Source organism: Vibrio owensii CAIM 1854 = LMG 25443, assembly GCF_000817815.1.
Classification (GTDB): domain Bacteria; phylum Pseudomonadota; class Gammaproteobacteria; order Enterobacterales; family Vibrionaceae; genus Vibrio; species Vibrio owensii.
In genome coordinates this window covers 144,798-159,746 of sequence record NZ_JPRD01000008.1, presented here as the reverse complement: position 1 = coordinate 159,746, position 14,949 = coordinate 144,798, and the positions used below count along the sequence as shown (strand labels likewise).

At 41.0% G+C, this 14,949-nt stretch carries 9 protein-coding genes and 2 pseudogenes; 5 read left to right on the top strand and 6 right to left on the bottom strand.

Annotated features, from left to right (window positions below):
* Positions 1-42 precede the first annotated feature (42 nt).
* Positions 43-318 (top strand): annotated as a pseudogene (locus H735_RS29840) (IS5/IS1182 family transposase); the annotation flags it as partial.
* A 158-nt stretch (positions 319-476) separates the two neighbouring features.
* Here the strand turns inward: H735_RS29840 and H735_RS04350 are convergent.
* From H735_RS04350 to H735_RS04320, 5 genes and pseudogenes are all read right to left on the bottom strand, one after another.
* On the bottom strand, positions 477-998 hold the full coding sequence (locus tag H735_RS04350) for a hypothetical protein (protein WP_020197492.1): 522 nt from the start codon (positions 996-998) through the stop codon (positions 477-479).
* A 538-nt stretch (positions 999-1,536) separates the two neighbouring features.
* The gene (locus tag H735_RS04340) at positions 1,537-2,892 is read right to left on the bottom strand and encodes a hypothetical protein (RefSeq protein WP_020197490.1); all 1,356 of its coding nucleotides are present in this window, start codon (positions 2,890-2,892) and stop codon (positions 1,537-1,539) included.
* Positions 2,885-3,121, bottom strand: coding sequence for a hypothetical protein (locus H735_RS04335; RefSeq protein WP_020197489.1), 237 nt, complete (start codon positions 3,119-3,121; stop codon positions 2,885-2,887). Before H735_RS04335 ends, H735_RS04340 begins: the two co-directional genes overlap by 8 nt.
* A gap of 34 nt (positions 3,122-3,155) precedes the next feature.
* Positions 3,156-3,545 (bottom strand): hypothetical protein, encoded by a 390-nt coding sequence (locus H735_RS04330; protein ID WP_020197488.1) that lies wholly within the window; start codon positions 3,543-3,545, stop codon positions 3,156-3,158.
* 814 nt (positions 3,546-4,359) lie between these two features.
* Positions 4,360-5,484, bottom strand: a pseudogene (locus H735_RS04320) (DUF3360 family protein); the annotation flags it as partial.
* A 103-nt stretch (positions 5,485-5,587) separates the two neighbouring features.
* On the opposite strand from H735_RS04320, the gene H735_RS04315 reads away from it, so the two are divergent.
* The 4 genes from H735_RS04315 to H735_RS04300 are packed head-to-tail and all read left to right on the top strand — an operon-like array spanning position 5,588 to position 12,097.
* On the top strand, positions 5,588-7,039 hold the full coding sequence (locus H735_RS04315; protein WP_020197485.1) for a tyrosine-type recombinase/integrase: 1,452 nt from the start codon (positions 5,588-5,590) through the stop codon (positions 7,037-7,039).
* Positions 7,032-9,383 (top strand): hypothetical protein, encoded by a 2,352-nt coding sequence (locus H735_RS04310; RefSeq protein WP_020197484.1) that lies wholly within the window; start codon positions 7,032-7,034, stop codon positions 9,381-9,383. The genes H735_RS04315 and H735_RS04310 overlap by 8 nt, the downstream gene beginning before the upstream one ends.
* Complete coding sequence (locus tag H735_RS04305; RefSeq protein WP_020197483.1) at positions 9,383-11,569, top strand: hypothetical protein; 2,187 nt, start codon at positions 9,383-9,385, stop codon at positions 11,567-11,569. The genes H735_RS04310 and H735_RS04305 overlap by 1 nt, the downstream gene beginning before the upstream one ends.
* A gap of 9 nt (positions 11,570-11,578) precedes the next feature.
* The gene (locus H735_RS04300; RefSeq protein ID WP_020197482.1) at positions 11,579-12,097 is read left to right on the top strand and encodes a hypothetical protein; all 519 of its coding nucleotides are present in this window, start codon (positions 11,579-11,581) and stop codon (positions 12,095-12,097) included.
* 1,068 nt (positions 12,098-13,165) lie between these two features.
* On the opposite strand, the gene H735_RS04290 is transcribed toward H735_RS04300, so the two are convergent.
* The gene (locus H735_RS04290; RefSeq protein WP_020197480.1) at positions 13,166-14,878 is read right to left on the bottom strand and encodes a hypothetical protein; all 1,713 of its coding nucleotides are present in this window, start codon (positions 14,876-14,878) and stop codon (positions 13,166-13,168) included.
* Between the last annotated feature and the right edge of the window lie 71 nt (positions 14,879-14,949).

The window sequence follows — 14,949 nt, the reverse complement described above, 5'->3', positions numbered from 1 at the left end:
CGAGTGGGCATACTTTCTCATCCACTACATAAGGGAGCCTCCCCCAAAAGAAGGGCAGCCTTCTGGGAGCGTGGTCACCATCGAAATCTCGCCGTGGGTTGCCAGAAGTTATACGGCTCAAATAAGTATTGGAAAGAGCGCTATGGACATCATAAACGTTCACTCTCAGAAACAGCGATGTATCGAGTTAAACAATTGCTAGGAGGACGATTGAGCTTAAGAAATTACAATGCACAGGTAGGTGAAACTTACGTGATGATAAAAGCGTTAAACAAGCTTACTGGGTTAGATATGCCTGAAACTTATCGCATTGACTAAGAAATATACAAAACGGAGTAGCACTGTCTCTTAACTGAATTACGCAACAAAGCCTTTCTCTCCTGCTTCTCCACCTTCTTCGTAGCGAACTTAGTAACTATGTATGGATTCAACAGGTAAAATAAGAGCTAAAAAACAGTGCCACTTTGTTATATTATTCACTTAGTTACATATTGCACATCCATCCAAGTGTCCGCCGATTCAACACCTGGTTTCACGCCGAATAGGGTTTCGTAGGCCGCTGCCCAGCCGTTGTTATTGCTTGATAAATTTTTCCAGTTCTGCATGAATGTTTCAATATTGAAGCGTTGAACAATTTTCACCGTTTGATCGACATAGGTCTGTATGAGATATACAGTATTGTCCGCCACCAAGATGTTGAAATTGTGATTCAAAGATGATGGTTCACCCATCATGGATATGTTCACGAAGGCTTTATCGTCGAAGTTGTCTGGCAAAACTGCGTCAGTTTTATAATTTTTTGAATCAAGATCCTCCGCTTTTTTTCCAACCTCTTTACAGACCTCCTCTAGGACAGACGGTGAAAAGAAATTGCACGACCAGTCCTTATTTGACAGTTCATCTGTATCGAGGTTTTCGATACCTCCCTCCGGATCCATTGCTTCGAGCACTTTATTGACCGCTACTACAGTTTGGTCTTTGCTAACTGGATTTGGCATAGTTTATCCTTTGATTATTTAGTTTATTGCTATTAGGCCAATTACATTTAATTCATGTGATCTTTGAGTTATCAACTTATCTGCTTTATAACCAAGGATCGGTGATATTTTATGAATTATCTGAGGGTACAATAAAAATACATCTTAATGTTACGCTGAAGCGTTCACCTTCCTCTACCTCGAAGTAAAATGGACTACCCTCTGGATGCAGACTCCAATCGCCATCTCGATATCTTATTACCGCACCTCCATGTCCTCCTTTTTGAACTATTTCCTCATTCTCCAAATAATCATTTTGATTAACAGCCACTGATATATCAAAATGATTAGGTAGTGGATGTACATATGTAATAGTTTCACCTCCACCAGGGGTTATCACTTCAGGATAAAAATTAGTCGCCCCTGCGCACTCCATTCTTGATTACTGTTCGAGTCATTCTCAAAATGTATTATTGATTCCATATATCTATCCTTTTAATTTATCTTGCTGTTATAGGCTCTCTTCATTGCCTATAATATGTTGTTAAATGTTTTTAAACTATAATAAGAAAACTAATAAAGCTTCAGCCATCTCAGTAACAGCTCCAATCACTTCTGAACCTTCGGTCGCTTCAACTGCAACCTCAGCAGCTTCCGCTGCTACGTCAGTTCCAACAACTGAGTCTGATATTCCATTTACTAGCCCATCCTTGAGTTGTGATTTTATAGCTTCCTCTACGCTTTCTTGAGTAATAGGTGCATTCCCTGATTTCAATGAATTTACAGTATCCGTACCCAGAATATTATTCGCTTCCTCAACCAACCCACTTGCTGTCTTGCTTGTTTTAAGTACACGCTCGGCTGCATGTTGGCATTCTTTTACAATTTCATCGCGCTCCTTGTTTGTAAGAGTGGCGGAGCCTGTCTGTTTGGCAAGAATCAGGGCATTGGACAATGTTTTGATATCGCAGACACCGTTAGCCATTAACTCGGCGAGCTGATCTTCATTCGGCGCATCTGTAGTAGCGGCTTCAGCTCCCCGTAATATGTCTCCAAGAAAACCAGGTTCGGTAGTATTGAGTCCATTTATAGGAATCAGTAGGTTGCAAATTTGGAGCAGAGTTAGTGAGGTGTTGTTGCGAATGAGTGATTCCGAAAGTTCCGCCACAGACGCTCCAATAGAGACCAAGGCTTGTAAAGTGGATACTAGCTGGTATCCAGCAGACGATGCGGCATTTATTGCTTGATCTAGTATATTTATTAGTTCATTGGCTTTGCCTTTTATATTACACAAATCAGGAGCAAAAACAGGAATGAGCGATATTGGAAGCGGTGGAAGCTTCGATGGGGGTTCATTTTGGTCTAGATTTCTTCGTTTCGGCGCCCAGTCATCACCTTTGCAGTAACTGATAAAAACCATTTGATTGGGATCATTTGGGTCTTCGACAGAAGCCAGTATACAAACCTTCAACGTACTCGCCGGAATAAACTCTGCACATAAAGTGATCTTGAAGAGTGCTCCGGGAAAAGGGTATGCAACCTTACTATCAGCTAGCTCAGCAGAGGCAATTAGGGCAAGGTGACCACAATGAAATTTCAGTTGGAGTTCTCGGATAGATATATCTAGGAATTCACACCACCTCGGAAAGGAATATGACTCCCCTGTAAAGAATGAAATGATGGAAGATACATTCATGTCATCGTTCACAAGTTGCGGACGGATCATAATTATAGGGTCGCTATGCCCAGAATATTCTTTTCCGACTTCTAAAGCGACTGTCGTTAATACATTACCTGTTTTTACATCGCAGGAAATAATACCACTTAACTTGTCACTGCTTGCGGGGGAATCCGAAATGTCACGCTGAAAAAAGCAGTCGCATACGGTATTAAACTGATCTAGTACATCAGTCACCTTGTACCTCGCCCGTGATTTTTAGCGTGTGTTTAGATACAAAAGGGATTTCAAACTCGATTTCAGTACCGTACTCATTTTCAGAATCCCCCTCTCTTATAGAAAAAATAACTGCGCCGGTTTCAGGGTGAACAATTTTCAAGCCGGGGGAGTTTTGTGCTGTATCGACCTCTATACTGGCAACCTCATCTAGGAAGCCAATATCGAATGAAAAACTGATATTATCCAATTTGAAGCCCTTTTTATCCTATAACGCTTGCCAATCAAGCCGCTTCATCATCTTCTTTTTTGCCCGTGTCATCTTGATCGGTTTTTTCATCTTTTTTGTCCGTGTCTTCATGTTCTGAGATCTTCTTACTTTGATTATTTTCATTATCTTCTTGGGCTTTTACTGCACCTTTCTTGAGCTCAAGAGAAAAATTCCCTATTTGAAATCCACCTTCTTGCCCAAACATGGTTGGTAATGATGCAGAAATTTCAAAGTTGTCTTCATCTCCATACTCCAGAGATAAAACAGGTTCTTTACCCTCAGGAGTTAACGATACTTCTAGAGGATTGTCAGGGCTGGATTTTTCTGGAATCTCAGTCGCAAATTCATATTTCTCATCATTGTACTTTACATCGAACGAAGCTTTTCCGCTTATACCACTCATAGTTAATTCCTTTTATTTTAATAAGTTAGATAGCGATTCAAGTATTGTTTAATCGAAACATAAAAGTCAAATTTATTATGCCATTTCATGAGCTGCAATTGGATTCATATCAGTTGATTGCATTTTGTCGATGTATGATTGAGCTTGGAGTCTAGTTTTGCTCAATTGAATCAGTCTGCAGACAGAAGTAATGTGATAGTGACTTTAGTAACTTAATTTTCAGCGCTGAGTGTTAAGTAGTGTAAGATTATTCAGACTGTAATTATGTGATAGGAAATTGGGGTAATTAGCGAATATCAAAACTAATGGATTTTGTTAATGCCTGAAAGGATAGGGAATAAAAGATGCTGAGAACTTTTGATAAAAGAATACAAAAAGATTACTCAGTAATGCCAATGTAGCTTAGAAGATTTTTCATTATAGAGGGAAAATATGGCTATCCCGACTACTGCGGAATTATTGAAAATTCTTAGTCACTTAGATGAAGGTGCAGAAGTAAACAACAAGTCAATCGAAGCACTCTATAACACATACGAGCGCGGTTATAGCAGTAACGAAAGACTACGACAAAATGAGGTATTTCTACACACCTCACGATTGGCATTAGGAAATCTACGGAAAACTATAAATGTGAGAGTGTGTGGATTTTCTTTCGTCAACAAGGAATGGGGCATTTTCGAGTTAGAAAGTACCACGGGTAAGAATTCACCCTATGAGGGTTTTGGACAAAAAACGGTTTAGATCAACAGAACTAAACCGTTTCTATCAGGTTAGAAAAAGGTTCTTCAACCCATAAATCGTACTACGAACCTCTCTAACGGAAACTTGGAATAATCGCTGGAATCCCCGGAAGTAAGCCCACCAATGCCATTACGCTTGTTAGTACAATAAACATAATGCCAGGCAACACCCAACGGCTCATTTTACTTAGCTCCCCACTACGTTCTTTACAGCCGACTAAGCCTAAGTTATCTAGCAGCATAGTGAGGGACCAGCCAAATGCAGGGTTAACGAGCGCTGAAGAAAATACAACAATCGCCGCCGATTGAGTGGTTTTACCCTCACGCGTCATTTCCATTCCTGCTTCTAGCAATGGAACAAATACCCCAACAATGAGCGCAACACAAAGTACAGGTTGCCAGATCGCTAAGTCCATTGGGTAGCCCCAAACAGCGGCGATGATACAAAACAGCGCCGTCAGCAAAGCGCCAGCTGGAATTGGACGTTTAGCGATCGCCGCCGGAACGATGTAAGTTCCCCAAGAAGACGTAAAGTTAGTACCACCGAGCAGAGAACCGAACGTCTGACGAATGGAAGCGGTGGTCATGGTATCGTCGATGTTCATATGTACTTTTTCTGTACGTTTTGGATAGCTGATTTTTTGAAACACTTGATGCCCTAAAAAATCAGGCGACCACATGGCTACGGCTAAAATAGCAAAAGGCAATACCACCATGAAATGCTCAATCGTAGGTAAACCTAGCATCCAACCCGTATCTTCCCCCCACCAATACATAGGGTTCATATTGGGTAAGCCGGGCTCGGTTTGAAAAGAAAACGGAGCGCCCATAGCAAAAGCTAACGTACCGCCTAGCAAGCAACTAAGAGGAACCGCTAGCCAACGCTTACGAAAGTGTTCCAGTAATGCATATAAAATAATGGTGCAAAAGATCACAACAAAAGCAATGTGGCTCATCCCTATTCCCTCTGCCCACGCGAACAGCTTTTTGACTTGAGAGACGGTTCCAACAAAGCCAAGGTAGAGCAATAAACCACCACACACGCCTTTACTGGTGAGATTTGCCAACATGCTGCCACCTTTACTGATGGCTAACAGTATGCCAAAAGCGCCAATCAGCAGACCAAAGGCCATTGGGTGCCCTCCAGCTGCAACGACGATAGGAATTAATGGGATGAGCGGGCCGTGTGTACCCGCGATAATGTGTAAAGTGTTTTATGACATAGCAATGTGCAAAATCAACGATGCTATTTTATGACTATGATACTAATACACTCTATGAGAGGTTTACGTTAAAGTTGTTATGGAAGATACAAAACTACCAAAGTTGGTGACAGTAACAGGACTATCCTACCGAACTATTGATATTGAAGTTCAACTCTTTCCTGAATTAGATGTTCAAGTCAATGCTGACACTGGAGAAGCAAAGCCGACTCTAAAATATCAAAAGAACCCCACGACAAAGATTGCTCGACTCTTGCTTGATCCAGAAGGTAAGCCAATGTACCCATTCAACATTTGGCTTCACAATAAGCTGTCTTATGGTGAGGGAAGAAGCAAACCTGCTAGTGACTGTAACACTGCCGCTGGTGCTCTACTGCTTTATCTTCAGTGGTTAGAGAGTAAGGGTCTGCAATATTACTCTTTGTCTGCTAATCCAAGAGAGGGCGTGCTATGGAAGTTCAAAGAGTTTTTAGTCGAAAACCTAAAAGAAGTTGACCCCAACACACAGCAAATAATTCCGAAGTACTTCACCGATCCTGAAACGGGCAATGTTATTGAATATGATGGCTTGGTCTCTTTAAGCACAGCAAGAACATACATTGGTCAATTGATTTCATTCTACAAATGGTTGCACCGCACTGGTTTGTTACCAATAACAGACTTCTGTAAACCCTTTAATTTTCGGTGGGTTAAAGCTTATCCGTACAGAAACCAAGACGCTTACCTTTTATCACACACTAACAAAAACCGAATGATTGAAGTGCAGACAACAGACCTGATGCAATCTTTACCTAAAGTACAATCAAAGCCTGAAGGTGATGAATTGAAACCGATGCTTCTGTCGGAGTTAACAGTGTTTGAGGACGAACTTGCTCGGCACAAAAACGTAAAGAGCCTGATGTGTGAAATGGCTATACAAACAGGTTTACGAACTAGTGAACTATTAAGCTTTCCTGAGGCTTGTATCAAAAAGCCAATGGTTAAGAATGGGCTGCACTATCCTGTTATGGCAACCATTGGTAAGTCTCTTAATGGGTGTAAAACTAAAAATGACAAAATTAGAACAATAGTGATTCCAACTGAGCTTGCTCAGAAGCTATATGAATATAAACATTCTTCGAACAGATTAAATCAGCTTGAAGCGTACAACACCAATGATGGCGCTGTATCACACGGCAGACTGTTTGTATCGAACAAAGGCAAACCCTTCTCTCGCAGTTCATTGTCCGTGTTCTTTACAGTTCTTAGGAACAACATCCGAAGCTACTCTGGTTATGACGATTGGTACTTTACGCCTCATGATATGCGATCAACGTTCGCTACTAACTACTTATTGAATAAATCAAGAGGCGATCCATCATCTGTACTGATTCATCTAGAAAGGTTGGCAGCTTTGTTAGGGCACGAGTCAACGGTTACGACAATGAAATACGTCAAATTAATCAAGCGGCATGAAGTATTACTTGCAAATGCAAAAGTAAAAAATGAACGTGCTCGTCACTTTGAACGAGGGTATAAAAATAATGGCTAGAAGTAAGATTGCCAAAATTCTTGGGGGTAAAGAATCTTCCCAACAACATAGCGTTCAACAAGGCACGCGAGCTTTGAAAATAGTACCTCAGAATGCTGACCTTATCATAAAAATAGAGAGCTTTATTCTCAACTTTAGAGACATAGAAGGATTTGAGGCTATTGAACATTTGGCTAAAAAAGGGCTGAGAAAATACATAGAAAACATCAAGCAAAACTTTAGCCAAAAAGCGCTTCGGAAAGATACCATTGAGGTTACAACTAGGGGGTTAGCAAGATACATCCGTTACTGCATTGAACACGACTTACATCCGTTTGATGCAGAAGGTGTTGATTCTTACCTTGGTCACGGAGGGTTCCTTTCTGAATTAGTTTCGGTGGGTGCTAACCCTAAGCCATTCACCTTTATGTACGATGACGGTGAACGAATGGGTATTTCTGAGTCCACTGCTCAAACAATACAATCGACACTCTTAAATGCTCTTGAACGATGTGGTTTTGACACCACCTTATGTTGGGATTCCATCCCCCAATGGAATGCGAGCGGAGGGTTGAGTACAAAACCATATCCTGTATCGGATGAAGAACAGATTGTTGCCAAGTTGATTCGCGGCTTCTTTTCATTAGCAGTTCCTCTTGTTGCCGCAAAACTAGAAAATATAGAACTTGACTATGTGACACTGGATCTTGGTTATGAAAGAGGGGTTCGGCTCACCGAACATATCCCTGCTGACCTATCGAACAGTAATTCGGCCTTCAACTTAACGATGCACATCGGCTATGCACTATTTTGCTACTACACATCCTTCAATGATTCGGTTGCAAGAGAGGTTTGTCACCCCATTACAATAAATGAAGACACCTCTGACAAGCGAACAAGGCAGTTTGTAACCATTCGTGGCTTTAAGCCTCGCTCAAACAAAACAGTCTCATCAACTGTCAGTAGTGAGGATACCTTTGATGCTGAAATCGAGAAAAAAGATGGCGTTAAGTTCCTTAAGTTAATCCTTGAGCTATCGAGCTTGTATAGCGGAAAACAAAACTCGAAGTTGTTTTATGAGTTAAGAGGTGATGGAACCACTTTGGACTTAAGACCGAATTCTGGTCACTATGTTGCAGTCAAGCTTAACATGCTAACAAAGCGTAGGTTCTTACTTGCAAACCACTTAACAAACACTTTCCTTAAGTTTATTGATGATGGTGAGTATAAGGAGTTTAGGCGTTCAAACACTCCGTATGGTGTTGTAATGGGGGTTGATATAAAACGCCCTGTGACATATTCAAAAGGCTGGAGACTAAAAGCTGTAACATTGGGGATATTGGGGCTAACGACTATAGTCGATGCGCCTGTTAAAGGGATTTTGCTGCCTATCCAACTGGGTGAAAAAAAAGAGAACGGCAAGTTTGATATCACATATTGGTATGACGGAGGTAAAGAGGAGCAAGTAGTTGAGGTTGATGAAACCTACCGTCGTTTTATCAATGTACTGATATCTGTAGCTCACAGGTACAACAAACCAGTGAACAGTCAAAACAATCGCAAGGCTAAGCCCGCTTACCTAATCCCCATCGGTGCGAAAAGCAATACATATCAATGGGCAGAGCTAAGCTATTTTCAACAGAGAACACTAGCACGACTCGGGTTATCTATCGGAGATTATTTTATCAATTTAAATCCTCAGCGATTGAGGGCCACGACAAGTAATCTTTATTCTCAGTCAATTGATGATAGTTCGACAATCTCGGAGATTTTGGGGAATAACATCAAGACCGCAGAGCAAAACTACATGGGTGGAGATCCAGAACATAATAACCTGATTATGTCCCAATCACTGGCAATTTTAAAAGAAATCATTGAGGGTGCTAGTGTTGACGAAGCTAAGGAGCTAGTTAAAGAGAGACTTGGCATCGAGGTTCTAGCCCATGATGAATTCTTAAAATCAAAATTAACTTTAAACATTAACGGAATAGCTTGTGCAGGTGAATCTGAGTTTTTAGGAAAAACAAGAGACTACCACAGGGCTTCTAAGCGACAAGCAGACAAACTAGGAATCCAAGAGGTCAACATCTCATGCTTTCAGTACGATAAGTGCTCAGAATGTAAATCAGCGCGAATAGTCGATAGCGTGGAATCTGTTTATAAATACCTTTCGTTCATAGAGAGTATCGAGGGCATAGCTGATTTCTACCCTACAGATGGAGAGCGTCTCATTAAGCGCGCTAACAGTCTCAGGGAAGCATTGGACAAGAGTGATATTTCTTGCGTCACGGTCTCCAAGGCCGAAGACATACTGATTCAACATGGTATTCACCCAATAATCAAACAGTTTGCAGAGGTGATGTAGTGCTCGCTTTCGATTACTCAAAACTAAACATTTCCGAAGAAAACATCAGGCTTCACACAGAGCAGATAGTCCAGTTACGAGGATATATTCAAGGAGAATTAAAAGACTCTTTGCTCGCTGGGGACTGGCAAAAGTTAGACTCACTACCGATTTTCTTTGATGTTAATGGAGAACCGTTAATTTCGTTTGGCGATGATTGTTGGGACTTTAGCTTAGAGGCACTGGCGTGTCCGCAACAAGCAAGGCTATTCTTTTCGTACCCTAACGAAAAGAACATTAGAAGTCCCAAAATACCAAGAATAGCCATGCCTTTGACTCTGAAGCGTGAACTAAAATCAATCATACTTTGCTCTATATTTTATGTTAAAGCCAAGTTGTCGGCAGACACACTTGTGTCAAAGCTTGACGGTATTAGAAAGCTGACTGTTCCAATGGTTAATATGGGCATGAGGTCTTTTTCTGAGATTGACAATAGAAATGTAAGAGAACTGTTTGATCTCCTCGGAAGTACCTCTCACGCTGGGATAAAAAGGTTTACCAAAGCGATATCTGCTTTGGTAGATGCAAAACACTACGTCTCTTTTGGCATCAATGTTTCAAAGCAGAATGAAACATTGTACAGAAGCGCTGCTGTACAAGCTCAAGCTAGTGGCGAAAATGGTGAGGGCTTTTCTGTTTACCCAATTAGACTATATTCGAAACTAACAAGCGACATGATTGCTGAAGTTGAATTCATGCATAGACACTTAGCTGATATCAAAAAGCTAGCACTAAGATACTTCAACGGGGTTGAATCCGTTAAAGACGACATTAAAGCTAGATACCGTAAAGGAGAGCTAAGAGGGTCCTATGTATCTAACTATCATGAAACCCTCGCAGCCTTTAACGCTGCTGGGATTCCCGTTGCAGACGATTACAGTAGTAAAGAATGGGACGCAGTTTGGGATGAGGTCGTTGTTTACGAAAACACATCTTCGCTTTTAAAAAAACACATCGATGGTGGTAAAGTCGGTAACAAAGTGTTTGCAACCCATGGAGAGCTTAAGTCGTGGTTCCAGACTGCATGCATGAAGTGTCAGACTCTTTTGCTTGCATTTTCAGGTATGAGAATGGACGAACTATATCGCGTTCACCCTTTATACGGGATGCAACCAGTATCCGTTGGTGATCAAGAGATTGATATCTTCACGACGAGACAATCAAAAATAACAATGAACAACCAAACCATTGAGGATACATTTGTAACCACATCCGAGGGAAAAAAGGCATTTGATATTTGGGTGGCGTTACAACAGCCGATATATGAAAAGTATGGAATAACTTCCGTAGGTTCTTTGTTCTACTCGTATGCCCGACCATGGCGGTGGCGTGTTTCCCCAAAAGATACTTCTGGTAATGCATTAAGAGCCTATTTAAGAGGCGATGCTTCTACAGGCTACAAAGGCGTTTCATGGGTATTAACTCAAAATGATATTGATGACCTAAACGAATCAGAGGGTGTTGGGCAAAACTACAAATTAGGAGAAACCTTTCCTCCTGAATTGCACTCATTTAGGCGTTCGCTAGCTTACTACCTGATTGGATATGAACTTTGTTCGTATCCACAATTAAAGCAACAGTTCTCTCATTATTCCCTAGCGATGACTCGATGGTATGCGAGAAACGCTCATAAGGGCGCTATCTCTCCGTTTAACGAGGAAGTAAAGGCTGAGAGGGTGCAGAGACAAGCTAAAATTCTAAGCAGAATTCACAGTAGAATAGCAAACAAAGAGCGATTGGGTGGCGGATTCGGAATGAACCTATATAGAAAAGGCGTCGAAACGGAAAAGTTAGACTCTGCATACTGGCGCAAGGAGTTAGAAGCAGGTCGAAGGCACCTACATGCAATAGCACCTAGCATGTGGTGTACAAATTCTAGTTGTGGAATGAGGATGAACATTGACTTATCTGAGTGTGTTGATTGTGAATTTGACGTAATCGAAGATGTTGCATATGTGGAAAGTCGGAGAATGAGAGCAATGGCTCTCATCTCATTATCAGACGATGAAGGGACTTTGAATCATAGTTTACTAAGTAAACTTATTGTTGACATCCGATCTGCTGAAGCCGTTATGGCGCAACTAGACTTTCCTTATGAACGTTATGAACTACCGAAAACAATTGAGCCGCTTGTGACTACATTTTAAGGTGCTTACATGAATACAGTTAAACAACAAAAATACTACGATGCAATTCAGCGTATCTTGAATGGTAAACCTAGCAACCCGGAACTAAAAGATTTAGCCAATAAAGGCAAGTTGAAGCTAAATAATTACTCTGTCGAGAGAGAGGCTGGGATGTCTGTTGGCTCTCTGCGCAGGCACCCCGATATCAAAGCTGCAATCAAAAAGGCAACCATAACCAAATCGAAAGATGACTTGATTAAGAACACGGAGGCGGCTGAGCCTGAGTTGATTCAGCACTATGAGCAAGAGTTGACTAAAGAGAGATCCAAAAGAATCAAGTCAAATAAGCTTAAAAGACAATATCAGGGAGAGATTGAGCGTGTCACTGTTGCTATGAAAGAGCAGCTATCCCACCACCAAAATATGATGTTTGCCATTTTTGATTTGATTCCAGAAGACAAAAGGCAAGGCATGTTCAATGATGCGTTACATGCTGTAGAAGAAGAGCAAAACAAGAATGGTCTCTCACCAATAAAAGTAATCAAGTAAACACCGTATAGGGGCGGAATAATCCCCCCTATACCACACTGGATTGATCAGGACACAATCTGCTATTTCCCAAGTCAAGGTTGAATCAAATCTGACAGAGACCCCCTTTCAAGTTCAATTCAGCAAAAATCAGAATCCGCGAGTTCAACAGTGTTTACAGGATGACTTGTCAATTCTTCTAAAGACGCATCCTTCGGAATGTGATGTTGGAGGAGGGAAATGAGAGTGCGGCATGATTTAATCCGTCTGGAGTAACATCGTTGACTGGTAGAACGGCTCCCTGTTATCGCAAAACACCGCCCGAAAATCATCAAGTGTTTCAACAACGAAAACGACACGCAGGTTCTCTATGCGCCGAACAGTTAGCCGAGTACGTAACCAACCTGCGTAGGCTGAATCTCGCAGAGCATCGACACCATAGAACCAGATCCACACGGGGTAACTACTCTCTCTAATAGCAGTATTCAATGTCTTTGACCACCTATAGTCCTCCCAGTGCTCACCTAGATTAATTGTTATCAATGATATACCGAGTGAACAATTAATCTGGTTGAACTTCTGGATGAACTGCTCAGACAGGTTTTCGCGTAGCACGTAATGGCGATGAATATGCATCTCCCATGTTGCGCGTACGTATCGCTCTGGCCCTACCTCATAGTCATTGAAACTAACATCAAGATCTTCCAGTTTCCGCAAGCTCTTCTCCATCAACGACCTCTATCGCTTTGTCCATAAACTTTCATTGTGCACTCCTACCATTGCTAATGATTAATCATTCCTTTGATGTTAGCAAGCCAGTACAAAACAACCACTAAGTAGTAACTAAAAATTATACCTGCCCTTAAGGAGACTGGGCTCAATTGACGCTGGGACACAATGGCAAAAAAGTGTTTTAGACCAATAGCACAAAGGCGATCATTGTCCAAATGAGTACTATCTCTGTGGAGGTATAGCGCATATCTGAACGAAAGTGAGCCAAGATCTTTGCTTTAGCTCACCAATGTAGGATTAGCAAAAATACATCACAACACCAAACATATGAGACCAAACCTCCCACTGAACCAATAACTATCGATTTACTTGTTCTTCTTTTTTAGGTAGTAAAATTTCAGTCCATTCTATTGGATGGTTATCTAGCTTAAATTCAATCTCAAACTGCCGAAGAGAGGTGTGCTCCGGGTAGTTCTCTACTGCCATTTCAACCAAATCAATAGCGGAAGAGTAATCCCCAGATGAGCGATAGCGTTCTGCTAATTGGAGTATGATTCCAGCTTCAAACAACTTGGGACAGCGGAATTTTAGTTTGTTATCCCTCTCTCTGAAATACATAATTAAACATTCATAGTGAGCAGTCATGTCCCAAGCTGGTACAACGTTAAAAAGGAGGTTCACAACTAGCGCTTCAGCACTTGGGGCTGATAGTAGCTTCTCATGGGCGGAAATGAAGCTATCAGAATTCTCCATTCGCTGGGATTCTGAAACAAAGCCATTAAAAATAATATAAAGAGCTATGAACGACAATTTGTCACCTTTTTTAAGCTCATTTATTTTCCCTTCAACTACCGTTAACAACTCAGTTAAATCTGTAACCACACCTTTAGGATCTATGGTCATTTGGTAAGATATTTGAGACAAAAATCCTTCTAGTTTCATGCTACCTGCACCTTGATATAAGTTAGCTCTTCCAACCCAATATTGAGGTGCCATTGGCATTTGCACTATTCCAGACCTCTCAAGAGAATAATCATATACTTCACTTTCAACCGTGGGTTGCTGCATAATAAACGATGTTATTACGTGTCTTGCAAGCCTTGATAGCCCTTGGATAGTAAGCCAAGTCTTTTTATTAATTCTGCATGTTTCTGTATACGAATCAGTTGTGATTAATTGGTCTGGAAGTTTTCTTAAATTATGAACATATTGCGATCGAGCTTGGTAAGCATTTGATAAGGCTTTAGCTAAGTCATTTCTCGATATAGGGTTTAGAACATCAGTTGCTTCTTCTCGGTAGTAAGAAGGACTAATATTTTCTAGAGAAAAATCCCTAAATCGACGGCTCAGAGATGTATGCTCAATATCTAGAAGCGCTGCCCTCACTTTTTCTGAGGTTGTTTCATCTGCATCTGCTAAAGCTGAATCAACAAGCCTTCTTTTTCTCTGATCATAATCCAACCAAGATGCTTTATGACCGTCGAAGTTTTGTGCAAGAGATTCTATAGAAGCAACCAATAACGTATAAGCTAATTCGAAGTCGTCAGCTATACGCTGCATTCCCGTAACATAGGTTCGAATAGAACTCATTACTCCGAGGTAGGTATTCCTTTTTAGACCTATTAGTTGTTTTATAAATGCTAGTAAGTGTTCTTCGTCTTTTTCATTACAGAAAACATCTTTGTCAAACACCCGCTTGACGATTTGCTTTGGTGTTGAATGTGTAGAAATACCACGTTGCTCGCCAAGCAACCTATCAGTAAGAGAATAGCTAGGTGAGGCTGTACAGTTCAAAGCAAATGAAAGAATAGCAGAAAAGTCCAGTATATATGGGTCAACCCCATGTGAGATGAGCACTCCAGCACTATGACCGTTGCCTTCAATTAGCTCTTCTAGCTCATAAATAATAGTATTTGATTGTCCTAAGTTTGACGTGGACAACAAGGAGCCAGCATCAGTTTCCAGTCTGTTATCTCGGTTAAGCCGTAAATTTGTATAAAGTACACCCCGTAGATTATTTCTATACTCTACTTCCCCTTGAAACATTTTCCCTGAACATATCTGTAGCATTACAAACCTTCGAACTAATAATCAACCAAAGACATATTCATGCATTAGAAAATTTAGGTCAATAGCAGAGA

What these genes read in the sequence shown, in the direction of transcription:
- H735_RS04350 (WP_020197492.1), bottom strand. Translation starts at nt 998, where the DNA reads ATGCCAAATCCAGTTAGCAAAGACCAAACTGTAGTAGCGGTCAATAAA.
- H735_RS04330 (WP_020197488.1), bottom strand. Translation starts at nt 3,545, where the DNA reads ATGAGTGGTATAAGCGGAAAAGCTTCGTTCGATGTAAAGTACAATGAT.
- H735_RS04315 (WP_020197485.1), top strand. Translation starts at nt 5,588, where the DNA reads ATGGAAGATACAAAACTACCAAAGTTGGTGACAGTAACAGGACTATCC.
- H735_RS04310 (WP_020197484.1), top strand. Translation starts at nt 7,032, where the DNA reads ATGGCTAGAAGTAAGATTGCCAAAATTCTTGGGGGTAAAGAATCTTCC.
- H735_RS04300 (WP_020197482.1), top strand. Translation starts at nt 11,579, where the DNA reads ATGAATACAGTTAAACAACAAAAATACTACGATGCAATTCAGCGTATC.
- H735_RS04290 (WP_020197480.1), bottom strand. Translation starts at nt 14,878, where the DNA reads ATGCTACAGATATGTTCAGGGAAAATGTTTCAAGGGGAAGTAGAGTAT.